The organism is Desulforhabdus sp. TSK, from assembly GCF_022836495.1.
In the GTDB taxonomy this organism is placed as follows: Bacteria; Desulfobacterota; Syntrophobacteria; order Syntrophobacterales; family Syntrophobacteraceae; genus Desulforhabdus.
The window spans coordinates 1-255 of sequence record NZ_BQXM01000250.1 but is presented as its reverse complement, the minus strand read 5'-3'; the positions used below and the strand labels follow the sequence as shown (position 1 = coordinate 255).

Below are 255 nucleotides of genomic sequence, written 5' to 3'. Positions count from 1 at the left end.
TACGGGAGGCAGCAGTGAGGAATTTTGCGCAATGGGAGCAATCCTGACGCAGCAACGCCGCGTGGGTGATGAAGGCCTTCGGGTCGTAAAGCCCTGTCAGGTGGGAAGAATGTCCCGGGACTGAACAGGTTTCGGGAGTGACGGTACCACCAGAGGAAGCACCGGCTAACTCCGTGCCAGCAGCCGCGGTAATACGGAGGGTGCAAGCGTTATTCGGAATTACTGGGCGTAAAGCGCGTGTAGGCGGTCCTGCAA

At 58.8% G+C, this 255-nt stretch carries 1 rRNA gene; it reads left to right on the top strand.

Going from position 1 to position 255, the window contains the following annotated elements:
• Nucleotides 1–255, top strand: a 16S ribosomal RNA gene (locus MWC30_RS22285); the annotation flags it as partial.